This window comes from Nonomuraea purpurea (assembly GCF_042650645.1).
Taxonomy (GTDB): Bacteria; Actinomycetota; Actinomycetes; order Streptosporangiales; family Streptosporangiaceae; genus Nonomuraea; species Nonomuraea purpurea.
Window position 1 is genome coordinate 1 of sequence record NZ_JBHSBI010000016.1, and the last position, 18398, is coordinate 18398.

Genomic DNA, 18398 nt, shown 5'->3' on the forward strand with positions numbered 1-18398 from the left:
GAACCTCCTCGACATCGACGCCCTCACCGAAGCCCAAACCCGCCAAGACGCCCTGACCGCCCAGCGCATCGCCCGCAAGGCCCTGCTCACCGCCCAGACGCAAGGCGACCCGAGCACGGACTGACCAACGCGAACCGGTCGCCAGGATGAACGTCTTACTCACGTGAGGTTTACTCGATGATCGGCGTCACCTCGGCGCGGTGATCGTGTGCGCGCGCTGATATAGCGTCTTGAATTCGCTGTACGAACGGCAGCCTGCCGCCGCCGTGATGATGCGAGCGAAGTCCCCACACTGCACCCTTAATTCGGCGAATCCAAAAGAATCGAGCCCGTAGACGTCACGCAGACCCTCCTGCTCGTGCATTTCTTCCGGAAGGGTTGGTGGCCAGAATCTTTTATGGCCGCCTCCATATCCGTACGATGGGGGCATGAGCCGACGAGCCGTCGCGATGGCAACGGCCGCCACCGTGCTCGTGGTGGTGGCGGCCGTCATCGTGATCATCCGTGTCAGCGGTCCCGACGAAGCGGCCCAGGGGATCAGCAACGATCGTTCCCCCGAGGACGTCGCCTCCTACTGGACCACCGAACGTATGCGCCGGGCCAGCCCCGGCTGAGCCGAGACCTCAGCGGACGGAGACGTCGTTGTAGACGTTGATGGCTCCGTCACCGTGGTAGGGCGACTTGTAGACGATGTTGACCGGGTTCTGGTTGCCGTCGACGTCGCGGTGGCTGTTGGCGCCGATGATGTAGCCCCAGCCTCGGCTCAACTGGAGGTCCTGCAGCCAGGGGCCGCCGCTTGAGCCGTGGAACATGTCGCAGTTCATGTGCATGCGGTCGTCGAACGCGCCGGCGCGGGTGGTGTTGCCGAAGCAGTACCACAGGTCGTTGCCGGTCATGTCGGTCCGGTTGAAGCCGTCCTGCGGGAAGCCGAAGGCGTTGATGCCGGTCCATGCCTGGCCCTGGTTGAACTTGTAGCCCTGCGAGCCCACCCAGTCCTGCAGGTTGCCGCGCTGCGACTGCGGGTTGAACGCGATGGCCGCGATGTCGTAGCTCCAGTTGCGGTCGTTGAACCAGCCGTTGGTGGTGTTGGCGTACCGCCACGTCCAGCGGCCCCACGGCTCCCTGCCGTTGTCGGCGTCGGGGACGAAGACGAAGTCGCGGAACCAGTTGGCGGCGCCCCCGCCACCGGCGTGGATGCAGTGGCCGGCGGTCCAGACCGTGTTCTTGTTACTGCCGTTGATCACACTGCCGCTGCAGTAGCCGGGCGTGCCGTTGTTGCGGGTGTAGTAGATCTTGCCGATCGTGATGGCGGGCATGCTCCCCTGCCGTCCCCAGCGCTCGGCGCGGGATCCGGCGAGCAACCCGGCCTTCGGGCCGGTCGGGCCGCTGACCTTCCTGGTCGGCAGGCTCCCCTCGGACGCGAGGCCGGGCAGGACGTTCTCGACCTGCTCCGGCGCCTGCTTCCCTGCCGGCAGCGCGGGCAGCGGTTCCGGCGTGGCCGCGCGCATGCGCTCGTCTGTCCAGAAGTCGAGGAGGCTCTTCGTACTGGCGGAGTTCACCACCCCCGTCGCCGAGGCGGACGGCTTCTTCTCCGCCGCGGATGCCTGCGTGGAGAGGGCCGCGCTCATCCCCGAGACGGCCAGCAACGTGACTAACACGATTGCGGCATGCCTTGAGCGTGTGCTCATGATCTTCCTTCCTGGTGAAGGCGGTTCTGGCGAACTTTTTCATCTTGAGGATGGCGGGGGCGAATGGGAAGAGTACGGCGGCAGATTTTCGCGAACGGAAAGCGGGATGATAGGAAATGACAGTCAGGACAGAGTTCCGTATTCGATGTACGTCCTGCCGAATTCGGACGTTTTGATCGGGTTATTCGTTCGGCGAACCAGAATATGGATTTTCGCCGCCATAAACCCAAAAATCATGACATCGCATGACTCAGGACGGACGCGCAAGCCGGGAGGCCATGGGCCGCCGCGCGTCCGGGTCGGCGCCGGTGCCCGTACCCTGGCGCGCATGGACATTCGCCCCAGATCCCCGCAGGACATGGACGCCTGCGTGGCCGCCCTCGCCCAGGTCCAGGCCGCCGACCGGTACCCGGTGGACTGGCCGGACGACCCCGCCGGGTGGCTGACGCCAAAGGGTCTCGTCCTGGCCTGGGTGGCGGTCGAAGGGGGCTCCGTGCTCGGCCATGTGGCACTCACCGGGGACCTGGAGGTCACCCGCCTGTTCGTCAGCCCGGCGGCCCGCGGTCGCGGCCTGGCCGCCCGACTGCTCGACACCGTCCGTGCCGCCGCGGACGGCCCGCTCAAACTGGAGGTCTCGTCCGAGGGGCGGGCCGCGATCGTGTTCTACGAACGCAGGGGCTGGCGCAGGGTCGCCAGCACCCGCGCCACGTGGCGCAACGCCGCCGGCGAGCCGGCTCTGCTGCACCACTACGTGAGCCCGCCTGCGGGTCAGAGCCTCACTCGCCCGTCTGCCCGTCCACCGACTCCCTGAGCAGGTCGGCGTGGCCGTTGTGCCGCGCGTACTCCTCGATCATGTGGACGACGATCCAGCGCAGGCTCGGCGCGCGACCGTCGGGCCAGGCGCGCTTGGCCGGCTGCTCCAGCCCGCCCTCGGTGAGCGCCAGCGCGACCAGGGCGCGGGAGCGGGCCACGGTGTCCTGCCAGAACGCGCGGAGCTCATCGGGCGAGTCCTCGGCGGCGGAGTGCCAGTCCCAGTCGGGGTCGGCGTCCCAGTCCACCGTGTCCCATGGGGGCTGAAGGTCGTGGTCGTGCAGACGCCGTGAGAACCAGTGCTCCTCGACGTACGCCAGATGCTTGAGCATCCCGCCCAAGGTCATCGGCGAGACGCCGGCGGTGGTCTTCAGGCCGGAGGCGTCCAGGCCCGCGCACTTCCAGGCCAGGGTCGCGCGCTGGTAGTCGAGGAAGCCCAGGAGGGTCGCCGTTTCGTCACCCGCGAGTGGGGGTTCGGGGCGGCCGTGCTCGTCCAGTTCGGTCACGAGCGGTCAGTCTAGGGTCCACCGGGTGACCTCTGCTCCGCCTTACGGCGGAGCGCAAACCCGCGCAGCATGATGCCAGGGCAGCTTCATGACAGCCGAAAATGCTGACGTGTCACGTACGGCTGCCCGAAACTCTTCTCATCACATGCCCGCCAAGGAGGCGAACAAGGGGATATGACCTCTCACGTACGCGTTTCCCGCAGAGGGCTCCTCAAGCTCGGCGCCGGTGTCGCCGCGACCGCAGCGCTGGCGGCCCAGCCCGCGGCCGCCGCGGAGGGCCGGTTCGAGCTGACCGCCCCGTCCACCTCGCTGATCTGGAAGAAGGCCCTGCAGGACGAGACCGTCCTGCAGTCGATCGCCTTCGACAACCAGAACGGCCACATCTACACACTGCAGGTGAAGAACGGCGCCGGTTCCAACGCGGCGGGCCACCTGTGCCTGTCCAAGCTCAGCCTCACCGGCACGGTCCTCGGCCACATGTACCTGATGGGCTTCGGCCACGGCGTCCAGTTCGGGGTCGAGCCGTCGGGGACGTCGGCCTACCTGTGGACGGAGACGGACGGGGTGAGCAACGACGAGAGCTCCCGTGGCACGAAGCTGGCCAGGTTCAAGTTCGTCAACGGCCAGACGCTGACCACGTCGTCGTCGGCGCTGACCAAGTACAAGCCGATCGCGGACGCGGACAACACCACGTGCGCGATCGACCCCTCCACGAACCGGCTGGCCATGCGGTACTCGGACGGGAGCAGTTTCCGCTACGCGGTCTACTCGCTGGCGGAGCTCAAGGCGGGCTCACCCAAGGCGCTGTTCGACATCGCCCAGCCGTCGGGTCTGGGCACCTTCCAGGGGTACGCGGCCTACGGAAACTTCGTCTACATGCTCACCGGCACGGCGTACGGCGACGACAACCCGCCGCCGGGCAACACCTACATCACCTGCCTTGACCTGCGCACAGGCGAGCAGGTCCAGCGGGCGCGCAGCCAGGCCGGCAAGTCCCTGGACTATCGAGAGCCGGAAGGCATGGGCATCCAGATCGTCTCCGGCGCGCCCCGCCTGTGCCTCGGCCTGGCCTCGGGTGTCAGGACGGCCCGCCTGGCCAGCATCTTCTACAAGAGCGAGCTGATCTGAGGCGGACGTGGGCCGAATCAGGCGTCCCGTCCCGATCGCGCAGGTGCGGGACGCCACAATTGCCCCATAATTAACAAAAACCCCAAAGTAGATCTTTTCCGGCAAATCGCCATATTAAGCCCACATACACCTACACTTTCGGGATGCGTTATGCCCTTTTTGTCCCGATTGTCGCTACGACACTCGTGTGTATAACCACGCCCGCAGCGGCCATCACCAACGGCATCGCCGACGGTGACGCTCACCCGGAGGTCGGGGCACTGGTCGACGACAAGCCGAACCCCGACCGCACCTGGACATATTGCACCGGAACCCTTATCTCGCCGACGGTATTCCTGACGGCCGCCCACTGCGGAGAGGCGGACCAGGGGACCGCCAGGGTCACCTTCGACAAGCGTTACAAGCGCGGCTCAACGCTCTACACCGGCCGTTTCATCCAGGACTCCCGGTTCGACCCGAAGGCCGAACTCCACGACATGGCCGTGGTCGTCTTCGACAAGCCCGTCCCGGGCATCAAGCCCGCCCAGCTTCCGCCCGCGGGCCTGCTCGACCGCCTCAAGGCCGACAAAACCCTGCAGACTTCACGTTTCACCCCTGTCGGGTATGGCTCGCTCAACCCCACCAAGCAGAAGGGGCCCGAGCGCAGCGGCTACCACTACACCGACATCCGCCACCAGACGACGATCTCGTTCAAGGGCCTGTCACGCCGGTGGCTGGACCTGTCGCTGAGCAACGAGGGCGACGGCAGCACCTGCTTCGGCGACTCCGGCGGGCCCAACTTCCTGGGCGGGCCCACCTCGCACCTCCTGGTCGCCACCTCGATCAGCGGCGCCGACGACGCCTGCAAGTCGACCAACTACGACTACCGCCTGGACTCCGCCTCGGCCAGGAAGTTCCTCGGCAAGCACGTCACCCTTCCCTGATCGCGGACGGGTGGGGCGACTCGGCGCTGCCCGTGGGGAAGATGGGGCTCGGCGCCGCCACGCGATCGGCCGGCGGCGGAGCCTGGTCGACGAGCGTCTGAACCGCCGTCCTGCGCCTCTCGATGCCCGCCCCGTCGATGCTGATACGCCGCCTGCTTCGGCTCTTGTCATCGGCCACGGTCGGGAGCGTACTGACGCGGCCACCAAGGGCGGGTCACGAGCGTTCCCGCTTTCGGATCACGGCCGCGTCCCTCGGGGTACTCAAGGAGGTGATCTCCACCCCCTTTGAGAGGAACGCGATGCCGTACATCGAGCTGGGCAACGACGCTCCGGGCATGACCGGGCTGTTGCGCTACCGCCCCGAGACCGGCAAGGTACTGAGCGAACTGGCCGAGGTCCTGCTGCGCGGCGACAACACGCTGTCGCGGGGCGAGCGCGAGCTCATCGCCTCCTACGTCTCCACGCTCAACGGCTGCCGCTTCTGCGCGATGTCCCACGGCGCCTTCGCCGCCGCCCAGCTCCCCGGAGGCGAATCGGTCGTCGCGGACGCCTGCTCCGCCCCCGACACCGCGCCCGTCTCCGGCAAACTACGGGCGCTGCTGCGTGTGGCGGCGGCCGTGCGGGACGGCGGAAGCGCCGTCACCCCGCAGGACGTCGCGGCGGCCAGGCAGGCCGGGGCCACCGACGCCGAGATCCACGACACGGTGCTGATCGCCGCCGCGTTCTGCATGTTCAACCGTTACGTGGACGGCCTGGGCACCACCGCCCCCGACGATCCCGCCCTCTACGCCCATCGCGCCGCCCACATCGTCGCCCACGGCTACCTGCGCGACTAGGCGATCTCACGCTCCCTCGGCGGAGCCGGGACGTACGATCATCAGCACGACGACGATCGCCCACAGCAGGTTGTAGACGCCGGCCAGCATGGACAGGGTGCGCAGCGCGTCGCGGCCGCCCGGCTCGGCGAGGGCGGCGCGCTGGCGCGGGTAGATCTGCAGGCCCAGCAGCCCGCCCGCGGCGATGGTGAGGACCATGGACACGTTGATCCAGATCTCGCCCATGCGGCCCTGGACGATGGCCAGGGCGATGCCGACGACCGGGACGAGGAGGCCGAAGAGGCTGTAGCCGCCGGTGATGCGGTGCATCGCGACGGCCACGGCGCGGTCGCGCTCACCCGATGCCGCGACCGGCGCGGCGACCGGTGCCGCCGGTACGGTCCCGGCCGGTACGGCGACGGGCGCGTACCGGGGGAAAAGACTCGTCGCGACCGCCGAGCCTCCGACGAACACGATGGCGGCGAGCACATGCACCGACAACAACAGGCCTTCCACGACGTCCTCCCGGCACGCGAGCAACCTTCAGGGTGCCTGAAGCTTACCGCAAGCTTCAGGCACCCTGAAGGCCGGGGGCTCAGGCCCCGAACGCCGTGCGCACGGAAGCCCCGACCTGCCGCAGGATCGGATCCGCCGCCGCGCCGAACATGCGCTCGTCGACCTCGGCCAGCACGTCCTGCGCGGCCCGCAGCAGACGGACACCCTCGGGGGTGAGCTCGATGGCCGACGCGGAGCCGGCACGGGCGGTGTTGTCACGGACGAGCCCCGCTCCGGCCAGCGCCTTCACCGCCGCATGCACGCTCTGCACGGTGATCCCCGACATCCGCGCCAGATCGCTGAACGAGGCCCCCGGCACGCCCGCGATGTGCCCGAGCAGCCCGAGCCTGCCGACGGTGAGGTCGAGCGGCGCCAGCGCGGCACCCAGCTCACTCTCGACCTTGCGCGCCAGCGTCAACACGATGACGGAGGTGCTGGTCGTGGGCGGAGCGGGGCGGCTGTCGTCGAATGTCACCGCCCCAGTCTCCCCCACGGGCGGGTCACTGACTCGCGGTTCCCGGCAGCACCAGATTCCCCTTGCCGCCGTCCTTGTAGTCGGTCACGAACTGGGCGCGCCCGGTGTTGACGTCGATCGCGTAGGCGCGGCGGCCTCCCTTGCCCAGCGTGGTGATCACGATCTCGGAGGCGCTGCGCCAGAGCTCGGTACTGGAGTAGCCCGCGCCTTTCGGCAGGCCCTTGATCGGCACCTTCCGTTTGACCTGCCCGGATTTCACGTCCAGCAGGGAGAGCTCGTCGAACCTGTTGTCCCTCGTCCACTTGACGGCGACCACCGTCCGCCCGTCTGGGGCGAGCTCGCTGAAGAAGATGTACGGCCCCTTGAAGTTCACCGGCTGGCCCCCGCCGGTGACCGGCATGAGCAGCAGGTCGGTCTTGACGTACCGGACCAGTTCGACGACGCCGCCCTTGACGCTGATCGGCTCGTACACGCCGGGCACCCACAACGTCGCGCCGGTCTTCATGTCGATCACCAGCCCGGGGTCCTTGGTGCCCTCGCTCGGGTCGAAGACGAGGTGACGTCCGTCATCGGAGAGCACCAGCATCGCCGCCAGCCCGAAGCGTTCCTCCTTCAGTTTGACGGGAGAGGTCACCTCGGTGCCGCTCACCAGGTCGCGGACCACGTACGTCTGCGCCTCGCGGCTGTAGTAGGCGACCATGCGCCCGTCCCGGCTGAGGGCAATCGGCGTGCCCTGGTTCTTCTTGGTTCTGACGAGCGCCTCGGCCAGCCGGTACGTCTTCCCCTCGCGCGTGACCACCCGCCATTCGACTTTGCCGCAGTCGGCCTTCCTCTCCTCTTTCTTGATGATGCAGTTCGTCTGGTAAGCGTGGCTGAGGACCCCGACCGCGCCTGCGGGAAGATCGGACACGGTGTCCGACATCGCGGATGGGGCGAGCGCGTCGGCGTCCCTGACCATGTCACGGGACGCGGTCACCACCGACACGCCCGCCGTGGCCACGCCCAGCACCACGACCGTCGAGACGGCCGCGAGCGCCACCGTGGCCCGCCGCCGTCGCCGATGCCCCTTGACCGCCACGTCGGCCAGGTGCACCAGGGGCGCCTCCTCGGCGATGTCCTTCAACGCCTCACGCAGCCTGGTCATCCGGCCACCTCCTGAAAGTGCGAGTCCATCAATTCGGGTGCCAGCGCCCGAAGCCGGGCCAGCGCGTGATGGGTCTGGCTCTTGACGTTGCCGATCGAGCAGCCGAGCACCTCGGCCGTCTGCGCCTCGGTGAGGTCCTCCCAGTAACGCAGCACGATCACGGCCCGCTGCTTACGCGTCAGCCTGGCCAACGCCTGGCGCAGCACGATCCGGTCGAGCGCGGCGTCGTCATAGGAGACGCCGTGCTCGGGCGGATTCGCGCTCGGCATCTCGGGAGCCGGCCGGCGCCGCCACGAGATGTACTGGTTGACCAGGGCCTTGCGCGTGTACGCCTCGGGGTTGCCGCCCTTGGCCAGGCGCGGCCACTGCCCCACGACCTTCGTCAGGACGCTCTGCAACAGGTCCTCGGCGAGGTGGGCGTCTCCCACGAGCAGGTACGCGGTCCGCATCAGCGCTTGCTGGCGGGCGAGCACGAACTCGCGGAAGCCGTCGTGACGATCCAATGTGAACTCCTCTCGCCCGTTCCCAACGCCACCCGCCGGGCAAAAGGTTGCAGTGCCAACTCACTTGATCGCGGCCAGGCGTGACCCATCCGACTTTGAAACCACCCTGCGCTGGTGCCCAAATGACGCGAGCGGTACGGGGAGATGGGATTACACCGTGTGCCCATGCTCGGCGATGGCGAGGGCCTGTACCAGGAGCGATACAGGCGGATGTACGGCTCATGCTGACCGAATCGGCGGACGCCGGTTCACGGTGGTTTCCCTGCGGCAGCCGGTTACCTGGTCGGGCCGGTTCACCAGCGCTTGGTGAAGTCCTTCCCACGTTTGATCAGACGCCGATAGCGGGCCTCGTCTTTTGCGGAGGCGTCCGCCACGGTGCTGGTGAACCGGCCGTACGGGGTGGCGTCCTGTTTGATCTCGTACAACTTCGGGAGGTGGCCTCGCAGGGTCAACTCCCAGCACGCCGCGTCCGCGTTGATGTAGATCTCGCCGAGGTCCTCGCAATCGGCGAACTCCAGGTGCTCGGGGAAGACTCCGCCGTAGTCCTCGTCGATCACGTTGGTGAAGGCCTCAAGGCGCGCGTAGGGCCCGACCAGCAGTGTGTCGGCCTCGACCACGCAGTCCTCGAAGAACACCCGCCGGAGCAGGGCTCCGTCCTGATCGTCGGCGTCGGCGAGGGTGCCGATGCGGATGTCGCGCACGCCCTTGTAGGAGCCCTCGCGCAGCGTGAATTCCTCCAGGGTGGGATGCGCGAACACGGACTCGTTGACCGTCGCGCCTGTGAGGTCCAGTGTGTGCAGGTTCGGGCAGCGAGCGGAGAAGTCGAAGTCGGAGAAGTCGAACTCGGTGCTCGTGAGCCGGCCACGCTTCAGGACGAGGCGGCGCAGCAGGGTGCCGTGCCGCGTCAGGAAGCCGAGCAGCCGCTCGCGGTCGTCGCCGTCGAGCCCCTCGACCACCAGGTGGAGTCGGCCGTCCTGGATCCCGGACATGTTGTCCAGCCGGCCCAGGCCGCCGGGGGCGATTCGTAACTCGCGCTCGCCGGCGTCCTCGCACAGAGCGGCGAGGAAGGTCCCGACGTCGGGGGCGAGGTAGCGCAGCCCTCGGTCGTATTGGGTCACGAAGACTTCGCCGGTCTCGCCGTCGACGGCCACCTCGTCGTTGTCGCCGTAGGGACGCTCGTAGAACGTACCGAGCTCCAGCAGCCCGCCCCAGCCATCGGGCATCCCACCCCGACCGCGTATCTGGTCCGCCCGATACCGCCGCGGCGCTCGGTCATCGCCGTAGGCGATCTTGTGGTCGACCATGAAGGTGCCCATGCGTCCGGGGAGTCCGACGTCCGTGAGGATCGCGCGGAGCGCGGGATCGGTGACGGAGTGGCACAAGCGCGTCGGTTCCACGGGACGCGGCTCGTAGTTGCAGTACGTGTCTCGCAGCCGCTCGACCGCGACGGGGTCGAGGCGGGGTGCGGCGTTCGCGCCGTCCGGACGCAGGTTCGCGCGAACCGCACGGTGATAGGGGCCTTCGTACTCCTCGGCCAGCCCGGGCAGGGCCTGGAAGCGCGGATGGTCACTCAGGGGGGCGAGGTCCTTGTCGTCGACGATCTCCCTGACCATCCCGGGCCGGAGGCGTACCGCCTGCTCCAGACAGTCCATTGCCGCCTCCGTCTCACCGATCAGTAGCCGGGTGTAGCCCAGCCAGTGCCAGAGCGGGCCGTCCGCATGGCGTTCCAGCGCCTCGGTGAAGACCTGGACCGCTTCGTCGTACCTGCTCTCACGCAGCAGCAATTCCCCACGTTTGATCCAGACGTACGCGCGCCCGGAGTCGTCCGCCGTCGCCTGGGCGTAGTGCTCCAGTGCCGTGTCCGGGTCGTGGAGCAGGACGTCGTGGACATACGCCTGCATATGCCGGGCCGCGCCCGTCACTCCCCCTTCGGTCGCGGACACCTCCCATTCCCGGAGCGCACCGTGCGGATCGTGGTGGATCGACAGCCACGCACGCCACAGCCGGGGTGTCCCGCCTCCCGCACCGAGGTCCGTCGCCCGCCGGAACGCGGTGTCCGCCACATGGAGCAGGTGCGCGCCGTACGCGGCGAACCCGGTCTCCAACCACAGTTCGCCGTCTTCGGGACTGTCGCGGAGCGCCGCCGTGACCTCGTCGAGGTCGCGCGCGGCGGGACGTGGCCTCCCCGCGAAGTCGCCGAAGACGGAGACGCGATTCGGCAGGTTCCACCCGCGCTCGTGCACGGAGGCGACGGTGGTCAGAGCACGCAGAACGCTCATCGCCCCGGCCCGGTCCCCGGCGCTGGGCGCCGTGCGCGCCAGGATGTCCACGGCCTTCGCCGCCCGCGTGGACGCGTCTCCGGACGGCGCGTCCACGGGCAGCCGCGGATCGTCGAGCCCGCGCAGGTCCACCAGGAAGTCGAACTTCCGCCAGTCGTACAACTGGTCGGACCGCCACCACAGGGCCTCGGGCACCCGCGGGTCCCCGGTCAGAACATAGGCACACCGCTGGCGCGGCCCGTCGGGGTGCTTGTACGCGACCTCCGCGAGCACCTCGATCCCGAGTTCGTTGCCCTTTGCCCGACCGGCCATGTTCCGCCAGCCGCCTCGGCCCATCGCCTCGGCCCACGTTCGTGCCCGTGCCCGCGCCTCGTCGGCCGAGGGCGTGATCCCGGCCACCACCGGTGCGGGGTTCGTGGCCAGCGCCGCCAGGAGAGGCGTGGCCGCCGGAACCTCCGCCGGGGTCCGGGTGCGCCCTGGCCCGCGTCCCAGCGAGAGCCACTCACCGTCCGCGTCCCGGGCGTACATGTGCGTCTCGCGCCGGACTCGGTCCAGCCAGGGGCCGACGGCCCCCGAGGCGATCATCTCGGGGCCGGCGAGCAGCAGGCCGACAAGCCGGGCAAACGCCTCGCGACCGTGTTCGTCCTGAAGTTTGTCCCCGTCCGGCACCACCCCGGCGAGTTCGACGGCGCGGCCGTCGACGGAGACGTTCAGGCAGAGCATCTCCGGCGCGGGAAGACCCGGTTCACCCACCAGGTACGCGCACCGTGCCGCTCCCTCACCGTCATCCCGGACGAACTCCGCACCTGGCCCTTCGTGGTCGGCGCGCCGCCATCCGACTCGCCCGGCCCTTTCTGCCAGGGTCCGGGTGCGCTCCCTCTGTCGCCGGGTCAGGTACACGGACGATGCCTCCCTGCTGTCTCAGTGATTGACCGGTTCATCCTGGCAGGGCGAACCGACAAACAGCTCAGGCGATGGCCTCGATCCCCGCGACCGCTCCTCCCGCGACCCAGGCCCACCACGGCGATCAACGGGCTGCCCTTGAGGGCGGCGACCACGTGGAAGGCCAGGTCGCGGTATTCAGGCCCCGAACCAGGTCGCCACCCGCCGTCCGCGCTCGCTCTTGGGCCTGCCGTAGCGCTCCTGGATGGCCCGTGGATAGTCGTCGAGCAGGAAGTCCCTGCTCAACGCCCCGCCGATCAGCACCCCCGCGCTGAACAGCACGCTCATCGCCAGCCCGTAGGCGGACGCGTACCCGAAGACCAGGGACCACCGCATGTCGCTCTCGCTCTCTCGTCGCCGTTTCCCGCGAGAGCTTAAAGTCAACGATGTGTGAAATTCAAGAGAGCTAGCATGGTCCCCGTGTCCACGCGAGATCAGGCTGTCCAGCGACGCAGACGTCCCCAATCTCGCAAGGGCAGACCCACCCTGACCAGGGAGCGCATCGCCCACGCCGCCCTGCGCATCCTCGGCGCGTTCGGCCCGGCCGAGCTGACGATGCGCAACCTCGCCGCCCACCTCCAGGTCTCGCCGCGCGCCCTGTACAACTACGTCGCCGACCGCGACGACCTGCTGCGCGAGGTCATCGACGTCTGCCAGGCGGCCCGGCCGCAGCCCCGGCTCGACCCGGAGCGCTGGCGCGAGAGCCTGGCCGGCTACTGCAGGGAGTTGCGCGCCTGGTACCGCGCGCATCCCGGCATGCTGGCCCTGGCCCGTGCCGAGGACCTCACCCACCTGGCCGCCCCCGGGCTGCTGCGGGCCGACGACGCGCTCGTGGGCTTCTTCCTGGACATCGGGCTGAGCCCGCGCGACGCCTACCGGGCCTGGACGATCACCGTGCTGCAGGTGGCCGGGTTCGCCGAGGTGTGGGACTCCTGGCACGACCACCCGCCGGCTGCAGGCGACACGACGTCCTGGACGGGGGCGCCGGTGGGGGACGAGACGCCGCACCTGCGGCGGCTGGCCGACGCGGGTGCGCCGGAGTCACCCGACGTGCTGTTCGAGTCGGTGATCACCATGCTGACGGCGGGGATCGCGGCCCTGCTGCCCTAACACGGCTGAGCGTTGTCGGCCAGGGTTCCCGACTCCTTCATGCGGCATTAGCCCGCCGTAACGGGCGCGGGGCGACCATCCGGATGTGCGCATCGTCCGGTTAGCGAACTTTGTCACCCGCACGTCGGGCGGACTCCGTACCGCCATGAACGAGCTCGGCGCCGGATACGCGGCCTCCGGCCACGAGCCCGTCCTCGTCATCCCCGGCAGCACGGCCGACGACCAGGACACCCCGGCCGGACGGGTCATCACCGTGCCCGGCCCCGTCGTCCCCGGGCTCGGCGGCTACCGCGTCATCGCCGCCCGGCAACCGCTGCGCCGGCTGCTGGGCGAGCTGCGGCCCGACCGGCTGGAGGTGTCGGACCGCACCACCCTTCGCTGGACGGGGGCATGGGCGCGGGCCGGCGGCATCCCGTCGGTCATGGTCTCCCACGAAAGCCTGTCGGCGCTGCTGCGCCTGTACGGCCCGGCGAACCGGCTCGCCGACGCGCTCAACCGCTCCACCGCCGCCCAGTTCGACACCGTGGTGTGCACGACGGAATGGGCGGCGGCCGAGTTCAGCAGGCTCGGCGTGCCGAACCTGGTCCGCGTCCCGCTCGGCGTGGACCTGGAGGCGTTCGGCCCGGACCGGCACGACGCGCACCTGCGGGAGCGCCTGGTCAGCCCGGGCGAGCCGCTGCTGGTGCACTGCGGCAGGCTCTCGCCGGAGAAACGGCCGGACCGCTCGATCGGCGCCCTGGCTGAGCTGCGCCGCAGGGGCGTCCCCGCGGTGCTCGCCGTGGCGGGCGACGGGCCGCTGCGTCAACGGCTGGCACGCCAGGCGGTGGGCCTGCCGGTGCTCTTCCTCGGCCACGTCGCCGACCGGGACCGGCTGGCCCGCCTGCTCGCCACTGCGGACGTGGCCCTGGCCCCCGGCCCCGTGGAGACCTTCGGCCTGGCCGCGCTGGAGGCGCTCGCCAGCGGCACCCCCGTCGTGGCCTGCCGCGACAGCGCCCTGCCCGAGGTCGTCGGCCCTGCGGGGATGGCCGTGGACGACGACCCCGCCGCGTACGCCGACGCGATCGAGCTGCTGCTGTCGGGCCCGCCGCGCCGCCGGGTCGCCCGCGCCAGGGCCGAGCGGTACGGCTGGCCCGCGGCGGTCGAGGGATTCCTGCACGTGCACCGCACGGCGGGCCCGAAATGAGGGCCAGGATCGCCGCCTTGGGCGACTCGGTCACCGTGGGCGTCGGCGATTCGGTGGCGGGACGCGGCTGGGCAGCTCTGCTGGCCGAGGCGCTGGCCCCCGCCGACCTGGCCAACCTCGCCGTCAACGGCGCCCGCGTCGCCGACGTGCTCCGCGACCAGGTGCCCCGGGCCGTCGCGCTGCGCCCGTCGTTCGTGACGTTGCTCGTCGGCGTGAACGACACCCTGCGCGGCGACTTCGACCCCGTCGGGATCGCCGCCGACCTCGACGTCGTGCTGGCCCGCCTGACCGCGACGCGGGCGAGGGTGCTCACCGCGACCCTCCCGGACCCCGGCCTGATGTTGCGGATCCCCGAGCTGCTGCGCCGCCCGCTGGCCCGCCGCGTCCGCACGATCAACACGATCGTGACCGGGCTGGCGGGCCGGCCCGGAACCGACCGGGGCGGTGCCCAGCCGGTGGGCGAGCGCGCTCTGGCTGGCCACCGCGGGCACGGCCTGGCTGGCGCGGAGGTGCTGGGACTTCCTGCCGGCGTTCGCCTGGCTCGTAGCCAGGGAGGTCTGGCAGGGCCCCGTTGATGTGGAATTCGCCGTCCATGCGACTGCTCGTGAGCTGGGCGTCGCACACCGCAGGGATGAACGAGGACATGAGGGTCGCAATCGTGGCGGAGTCGTTCCTGCCCCAGGTGAACGGGGTCACGAACTCGGTATGCCGCATCCTTGACCATCTCGCCGCCACCGGGCACGAGGCCGTCGTCGTCGCCCCGGCCCCGGCTCCCCCGTCGTACGCGGGCTTCCCCGTCCACCGGGTCCGCAGCCTCAGCATGCCCTTCTACCGTTCCTTCTCCGTCGGCGTGCCCGGCAGGCAGGCCACCCGCGTGCTGCGGGAGTTCAAGCCCGACGTCGTCCACCTCGCCTCACCCGCCGTGCTGAGCCTGGCCGCCCGGCGGCTCGACGCTCCGGCGGTCGCGGTGTTCCAGACCGATCTGGCGGGGTTCGCCCGAAGGTACGGGCTGCGGGGCGCGGACGCGTTCATCTGGTGGTGGCTGCGCCGCGTCCACCGGGCCTCCGCCCGCACGCTGGCGCCGTCCACGGCGACCCTGCGGGAACTGAGCGCCCACCGCATCCCCCGGCTGTCGCTGTGGGGGCGCGGGGTCGATCTCGATCTGTTCCACCCTGACCGTCGCTCGCCGTCGCTGCACAGGCGACTGGCCCCGAACGGGGAGATCGTCGTCGGCTACGCGGGCCGCCTGGCCACGGAGAAACAGCCCCACCTGCTCCGGGCGCTGGCCGACCTGCCGGGCGTCCGGCTGGCCGTCGTCGGCACGGGGCCCGTCGAGGGCCGGCTGCGCCGCCTGCTGCCGGACGCGGAGTTCTTCGGCCTGCGCACCGGGACCGACCTGGCGCGCATCCTGGCCACCTTCGACGTGTTCGTGCACACGGGGGCCAACGAGACGTTCTGCCAGGCCGTGCAGGAGGCGCTCGCGTCGGGCGTCCCCGTGGTGGCACCGGCGGCGGGCGGGCCGCTCGACCTGGTCGACCCCGGCGTCAACGGCCTGCTTTATGCGCCGGGCGAGCCCGCGCCGATGCGGGCCGCGGTCTCCGCCCTCGCCTCCGACAGCCTGCTCAGGGAGCGCCTGGCGGATCAGACCAGGCCGTCGGTACGCGAGCGCGCCTGGGCCACGGTGTGCGAGGACCTGATCGGCCACTACCGCGACGTCCTGGCGGCGGGCGAACCGGTTCACGTGTGATCTTTTGTCACGCCGAGCGCCCACAACAGTTCTGCCCGGATCTCGCCGGCGCTCCTGACCGTGTCGAGCCGCTGTTCGGCCGCGATCCTGCCGTGGTCGAGCACGAGCACGCGGTCGGCCAGCGCGATCGCCTCGTCCACGTCGTGGGTGACGAGCAGCACGGCGGGGCGGTGCTCCTCGAACAGCCGCCGCAGCAGGCCGTGCATCTTGAGCCTGGTCAGGGCGTCGAGGGCGCCGAACGGTTCGTCGGCGAGCAGCAGGCGCGGCTCGCGTACGAGGGATCGGGCCAGCGCGACGCGCTGCTGCTCGCCGCCGGACAGTTCGTTGGGCCAGGCGCGCTCGCGTCCCGCCAGGCCGACCTCCGCCAGGCTTTCGCGGCCCCTGGCGTGCGCCCCGTCCAGGCCGAGCACGACGTTGTCGAGCACCCGCTGCCACGGCAGCAGCCTGGCGTCCTGGAAGACCACCGACACCTGGGCGGGCACCTCGACCAGCCCGTCGCCCGCCACGTCCGCGTCGAGCCCGGCCAAGGCCCGCAACAGCGTGCTCTTGCCCGACCCGCTCTGCCCGAGCAGCGCCACGAACTCGCCGGGGGCGATCTCCAGGTCCAGCTCGTCGAGCACGATGCGGCCCCCGTACCGGCGGGTGAGGCCCTTGACCCTGATCAGCTCGCCAACGTCCGTCGCCATGACAACGCTCTCCTTTCGATGAGCCGCACTCCGGCGTCGGAGAAGAGTCCGAGCAGGCCGTACAGGACGATGCCGACGAGGATGACGTCGGTCTGCCCGTACGTACGCGCCAGGTCCATCATGTAGCCGATGCCGCTGGTGGAGTTGATCAGCTCGGCCACCACCAGGAACAACCAGGCGGTGGTGACCGCGAACCGCATGCCGAGCAGGAACCCGGGCAGCGCCCCCGGCAGGACCACCTTCCTGATGAACGCGCCGCGCCGCAGGTCGACCGTCTCGGCCAGTTCGACGTAGCGGCTGTCGATGCTGCGCAGCCCGTTGTGCGTGTGGATGTAGATGGGCACCAGCACGCCGACGGCGATCACGGTCACCTTCATCACCTCGCCGATGCCCAGCCACAGGACGAGCAGCGGCATCAGCGCCAGGGACGGGATGGCCCTCTTGATCTGGATCGGCCCGTCGATCACGGCCTCGCCCCACCGGCTGAGCCCCGAGGCCAGGGCGAGGGCGGCGCCGAGGGGCACGCCGATGGCCAGGCCCAGCGCCACCCGCTGGACGGAGGTCAGCAGGTTGGTCTGCAGGCGGCCGTTCTCGATCAGCTCGTGGGCGGTGGTGACCACGGTCCACGGCGCGGACAGGAACCTGGGGTCGAGCCAGCCCGTGGCGGAGGCCGCCGCCCAGGCCGCGAGTAACAGCAGCGGCCCCATCAGGAACCCGAACCTGATCGGCCGTCCAGGTCGCAGGCGGCGGCGCTTGCGTGGTTCCGCGGCCGTCGCGGGGCGGGGGGTGACGAGGGTCATCACACACCGCCCTTGCTCGCGTCGGCGCCGACGGTCTGGAAGCGCAGGTCGTACAGGTCCTCGGCCTTGAGCGCCTCGTTTCCTGTCTCCTTGGCCAGGATGTCGATGGTCTCCTGGTGCCTGGCGATGGCCTCCGACCAGTCGGCGGGCAGGTCGGGCTCGCCCGCCAGGTCCACCAGGTACTGGCCGTCGGCGGCGCTGAGCCCCTGGTCCTTGACGTAGTAGCCGTCGATCCACTCCTTCGGGTGCTCGTAGGCCCAGACGGAGGCGCGGGCCCAGGCCGCGACGTACTCGCGGATCGCGGCGGCCTTGGCGGGGTCCTCCAGCGTGGCCGTGCGCACGTACAGGTGGGCCGGATCGTCCCGCAGGCCGTGGCGGATCGTGGTGGCGCCGTCCTTGCCGAACTTGGTGGTGTAGCGCTTGATGTTGACGCCGCCGATCGGGGCCACGTCCACCTGTTCGGAGGCCAGCGCGTTGGGATAGACGTCGCCGGTGCTCGGCAGCTCGACCAGGGTGACGTCGTCCTTCGTGAGGCCGGCCTGTTTGAGCACCTTGAGCACCAGCGCGCCCTGGGCCTGCCCCGGGCTGTAGGCGATCCGCTTGCCGCGCAGGTCGGCGAGGGTCTTGACGTGCGTGCCGGGGGCGATGCCGAGCTCGTACGTCGGGTGGTCGAGCGCGTCCTTGCGGAACTTGGAGGCGACGATCTTCACGGGCAGGCCGGTCCAGGTCGCGTGGATGGCCGGGATCTCCGCGACCGCCCCCACGTCCAGCGCGTCGGCTCTGAACGCCTCGCTCGTCTGGGGCCCGCCGCTGAGGTTGGCCCACTCGATGTCGAACGAGAACTTGTCGATCTCGCCGGAGAGCTGGAGCGCCACCTTGGTGGAGGGGTCTCCGACGATCAGCTTGGTGCCCTTGGGGACGGAGGTCGGCAGCGGCGCGTCCGGTGCGAGCGCCGCCGCGGCCCGCTCACCGCCCTGGGGGGCGCACGCGGTCAGCGCGGCCATCAGGAGGACGGCGAGCAGCGATCGTGGCAAGGGGGAGGAAGGCATGCGGAAAAGGCCCTTCGACGTGCGGCGGGATGAAGCCCGCACCCACGATAGGCAT

21 protein-coding genes are annotated in these 18398 nt (G+C 70.1%); 9 read left to right on the plus strand and 12 right to left on the minus strand.

From position 1 onward, the window contains the following. Positions 1-428 precede the first annotated feature (428 nt). Positions 429-614 carry a hypothetical protein gene (locus ACFOY2_RS29350; RefSeq protein ID WP_379531325.1) on the plus strand — a complete coding sequence of 62 codons (186 nt, stop codon included), beginning with the start codon at positions 429-431 and terminating at the stop codon, positions 612-614. A gap of 9 nt (positions 615-623) precedes the next feature. On the opposite strand, the gene ACFOY2_RS29355 is transcribed toward ACFOY2_RS29350, so the two are convergent. After that, complete coding sequence (locus tag ACFOY2_RS29355; protein WP_379531326.1) at positions 624-1658, minus strand: trypsin-like serine peptidase; 1035 nt, start codon at positions 1656-1658, stop codon at positions 624-626. Between the two features lie 358 nt (positions 1659-2016). Here ACFOY2_RS29355 and ACFOY2_RS29360 point away from each other — a divergent pair, with 358 nt between their 5' ends. Next, positions 2017-2499 (plus strand): GNAT family N-acetyltransferase, encoded by a 483-nt coding sequence (locus ACFOY2_RS29360; RefSeq protein ID WP_379531327.1) that lies wholly within the window; start codon positions 2017-2019, stop codon positions 2497-2499. Here the strand turns inward: ACFOY2_RS29360 and ACFOY2_RS29365 are convergent. Continuing rightward, positions 2465-3004, minus strand: a complete 540-nt coding sequence (locus tag ACFOY2_RS29365; RefSeq protein ID WP_379531328.1) for a DinB family protein — start codon at positions 3002-3004, stop codon at positions 2465-2467. The two genes, ACFOY2_RS29360 and ACFOY2_RS29365, sit on opposite strands and share 35 nt — an antisense overlap. Before the next feature lie 174 nt (positions 3005-3178). On the opposite strand from ACFOY2_RS29365, the gene ACFOY2_RS29370 reads away from it, so the two are divergent. Both ACFOY2_RS29370 and ACFOY2_RS29375 read left to right on the plus strand, forming a co-directional pair. Beyond that, positions 3179-4132 carry a phage baseplate protein gene (locus ACFOY2_RS29370; RefSeq protein WP_379531329.1) on the plus strand — a complete coding sequence of 318 codons (954 nt, stop codon included), beginning with the start codon at positions 3179-3181 and terminating at the stop codon, positions 4130-4132. A gap of 143 nt (positions 4133-4275) precedes the next feature. Beyond that, positions 4276-5055: a trypsin-like serine protease gene (locus ACFOY2_RS29375; protein WP_379531330.1), complete on the plus strand. Its 780-nt coding sequence runs from the start codon at positions 4276-4278 to the stop codon at positions 5053-5055. On the opposite strand, the gene ACFOY2_RS29380 is transcribed toward ACFOY2_RS29375, so the two are convergent. Next, positions 5042-5233, minus strand: a complete 192-nt coding sequence (locus tag ACFOY2_RS29380; RefSeq protein ID WP_379531331.1) for a hypothetical protein — start codon at positions 5231-5233, stop codon at positions 5042-5044. The genes ACFOY2_RS29375 and ACFOY2_RS29380 overlap by 14 nt on opposite strands. Before the next feature lie 121 nt (positions 5234-5354). Here ACFOY2_RS29380 and ACFOY2_RS29385 point away from each other — a divergent pair, with 121 nt between their 5' ends. Further along, positions 5355-5891, plus strand: coding sequence for a carboxymuconolactone decarboxylase family protein (locus tag ACFOY2_RS29385; RefSeq protein ID WP_379531332.1), 537 nt, complete (start codon positions 5355-5357; stop codon positions 5889-5891). Between the two features lie 6 nt (positions 5892-5897). Here the strand turns inward: ACFOY2_RS29385 and ACFOY2_RS29390 are convergent, their stop codons facing one another. The 6 genes from ACFOY2_RS29390 to ACFOY2_RS29415 all read right to left on the minus strand — a co-directional run bounded on the left by ACFOY2_RS29390 (position 5898) and on the right by ACFOY2_RS29415 (position 12104). Then, positions 5898-6386 (minus strand): hypothetical protein, encoded by a 489-nt coding sequence (locus tag ACFOY2_RS29390; protein WP_379531333.1) that lies wholly within the window; start codon positions 6384-6386, stop codon positions 5898-5900. A 79-nt stretch (positions 6387-6465) separates the two neighbouring features. Then, positions 6466-6900, minus strand: coding sequence for a MarR family winged helix-turn-helix transcriptional regulator (locus ACFOY2_RS29395; protein WP_379531334.1), 435 nt, complete (start codon positions 6898-6900; stop codon positions 6466-6468). Positions 6901-6925: 25 nt separating this feature from the next. Then, complete coding sequence (locus ACFOY2_RS29400) at positions 6926-8044, minus strand: hypothetical protein (RefSeq protein WP_379531335.1); 1119 nt, start codon at positions 8042-8044, stop codon at positions 6926-6928. Further along, positions 8041-8547, minus strand: coding sequence for a SigE family RNA polymerase sigma factor (locus ACFOY2_RS29405; RefSeq protein ID WP_379531336.1), 507 nt, complete (start codon positions 8545-8547; stop codon positions 8041-8043). Before ACFOY2_RS29405 ends, ACFOY2_RS29400 begins: the two co-directional genes overlap by 4 nt. 293 nt (positions 8548-8840) lie before the next feature. Continuing rightward, complete coding sequence (locus tag ACFOY2_RS29410) at positions 8841-11579, minus strand: tetratricopeptide repeat protein (RefSeq protein WP_379531337.1); 2739 nt, start codon at positions 11577-11579, stop codon at positions 8841-8843. Between the two features lie 327 nt (positions 11580-11906). Further along, entirely contained in the window at positions 11907-12104 is a 198-nt protein-coding gene (locus ACFOY2_RS29415; protein WP_379531338.1) for a hypothetical protein, read from the minus strand. 84 nt (positions 12105-12188) lie between these two features. Here ACFOY2_RS29415 and ACFOY2_RS29420 point away from each other — a divergent pair, with 84 nt between their 5' ends. The 4 genes from ACFOY2_RS29420 (at position 12189) to ACFOY2_RS29435 (ending at position 15808) form a co-directional block, all read left to right on the plus strand. Next, on the plus strand, positions 12189-12878 hold the full coding sequence (locus ACFOY2_RS29420) for a TetR/AcrR family transcriptional regulator (RefSeq protein ID WP_379531339.1): 690 nt from the start codon (positions 12189-12191) through the stop codon (positions 12876-12878). Between the two features lie 85 nt (positions 12879-12963). Next, on the plus strand, positions 12964-14061 hold the full coding sequence (locus tag ACFOY2_RS29425; RefSeq protein WP_379531340.1) for a glycosyltransferase: 1098 nt from the start codon (positions 12964-12966) through the stop codon (positions 14059-14061). Then, on the plus strand, positions 14058-14636 hold the full coding sequence (locus tag ACFOY2_RS29430; protein ID WP_379531341.1) for a GDSL-type esterase/lipase family protein: 579 nt from the start codon (positions 14058-14060) through the stop codon (positions 14634-14636). The genes ACFOY2_RS29425 and ACFOY2_RS29430 overlap by 4 nt, the downstream gene beginning before the upstream one ends. Positions 14637-14704: 68 nt before the next feature. Then, positions 14705-15808: a glycosyltransferase family 4 protein gene (locus ACFOY2_RS29435; protein ID WP_379531342.1), complete on the plus strand. Its 1104-nt coding sequence runs from the start codon at positions 14705-14707 to the stop codon at positions 15806-15808. Here ACFOY2_RS29435 and ACFOY2_RS29440 read toward each other — a convergent pair. From ACFOY2_RS29440 to ACFOY2_RS29450, 3 genes are read right to left on the minus strand one after another with little or no spacing between them, the layout of a single operon-like run. Beyond that, a complete protein-coding gene (locus tag ACFOY2_RS29440; protein ID WP_379531343.1) occupies positions 15799-16494 on the minus strand; it encodes an ABC transporter ATP-binding protein in 696 nt (231 codons plus the stop codon). The two genes, ACFOY2_RS29435 and ACFOY2_RS29440, sit on opposite strands and share 10 nt — an antisense overlap. Beyond that, on the minus strand, positions 16470-17294 hold the full coding sequence (locus ACFOY2_RS29445) for an ABC transporter permease (RefSeq protein WP_379531344.1): 825 nt from the start codon (positions 17292-17294) through the stop codon (positions 16470-16472). The genes ACFOY2_RS29440 and ACFOY2_RS29445 overlap by 25 nt, the downstream gene beginning before the upstream one ends. Then, positions 17294-18343, minus strand: coding sequence for an ABC transporter substrate-binding protein (locus tag ACFOY2_RS29450; RefSeq protein ID WP_379531345.1), 1050 nt, complete (start codon positions 18341-18343; stop codon positions 17294-17296). Before ACFOY2_RS29450 ends, ACFOY2_RS29445 begins: the two co-directional genes overlap by 1 nt. Between the last annotated feature and the right edge of the window lie 55 nt (positions 18344-18398).

Bases quoted from the DNA above. Each gene is read 5' to 3' on its own strand.
- ACFOY2_RS29350 (WP_379531325.1), top strand. From the start codon at position 429: ATGAGCCGACGAGCCGTCGCGATGGCAACGGCCGCCACCGTGCTCGTG.
- ACFOY2_RS29360 (WP_379531327.1), top strand. From the start codon at position 2,017: ATGGACATTCGCCCCAGATCCCCGCAGGACATGGACGCCTGCGTGGCC.
- ACFOY2_RS29370 (WP_379531329.1), top strand. From the start codon at position 3,179: ATGACCTCTCACGTACGCGTTTCCCGCAGAGGGCTCCTCAAGCTCGGC.
- ACFOY2_RS29375 (WP_379531330.1), top strand. From the start codon at position 4,276: ATGCGTTATGCCCTTTTTGTCCCGATTGTCGCTACGACACTCGTGTGT.
- ACFOY2_RS29385 (WP_379531332.1), top strand. From the start codon at position 5,355: ATGCCGTACATCGAGCTGGGCAACGACGCTCCGGGCATGACCGGGCTG.
- ACFOY2_RS29400 (WP_379531335.1), bottom strand. From the start codon at position 8,044: ATGACCAGGCTGCGTGAGGCGTTGAAGGACATCGCCGAGGAGGCGCCC.
- ACFOY2_RS29415 (WP_379531338.1), bottom strand. From the start codon at position 12,104: ATGCGGTGGTCCCTGGTCTTCGGGTACGCGTCCGCCTACGGGCTGGCG.
- ACFOY2_RS29430 (WP_379531341.1), top strand. From the start codon at position 14,058: ATGAGGGCCAGGATCGCCGCCTTGGGCGACTCGGTCACCGTGGGCGTC.
- ACFOY2_RS29435 (WP_379531342.1), top strand. From the start codon at position 14,705: ATGAGGGTCGCAATCGTGGCGGAGTCGTTCCTGCCCCAGGTGAACGGG.
- ACFOY2_RS29440 (WP_379531343.1), bottom strand. From the start codon at position 16,494: ATGGCGACGGACGTTGGCGAGCTGATCAGGGTCAAGGGCCTCACCCGC.
- ACFOY2_RS29445 (WP_379531344.1), bottom strand. From the start codon at position 17,294: ATGACCCTCGTCACCCCCCGCCCCGCGACGGCCGCGGAACCACGCAAG.
- ACFOY2_RS29450 (WP_379531345.1), bottom strand. From the start codon at position 18,343: ATGCCTTCCTCCCCCTTGCCACGATCGCTGCTCGCCGTCCTCCTGATG.